Source organism: Streptomyces atroolivaceus (genome assembly GCF_000717025.1).
Lineage (GTDB): Bacteria > Actinomycetota > Actinomycetes > Streptomycetales > Streptomycetaceae > Streptomyces > Streptomyces atroolivaceus.
Genome location: NZ_JNXG01000089.1, coordinates 1 through 239 on the forward strand (window position 1 = coordinate 1; position 239 = coordinate 239).

Annotated in this window: 1 pseudogene; it reads right to left on the reverse strand. The window is 68.2% G+C overall.

Features of this window, described 5'->3' with window-relative positions:
• Nucleotides 1-239: pseudogene (locus OO67_RS35540) on the reverse strand (transposase); the annotation flags it as partial.

Here is a 239-nt window from a genome sequence, read left to right on the forward strand (position 1 = left end):
CCCGGTCGACAGGATTCGGACCTGTCAGGTCCCCCTTTTCAAGGCCCGCATGTTCACCGAGTCGATCGCGCACCTCGACCAGTCCAGCTCGCCGCGGGCCCCGAGTTCGTCGAGGACCAGGCGGTGGAGCTTGGCCCACACCTGGCCTTCGACCATTCCGAGAACCGCCGGTGGGCGGTCGCTCCGGACGGGCCGAACGACGCCGAAGGCAACTGCTGCCAGGTACAACCCGACGTGGC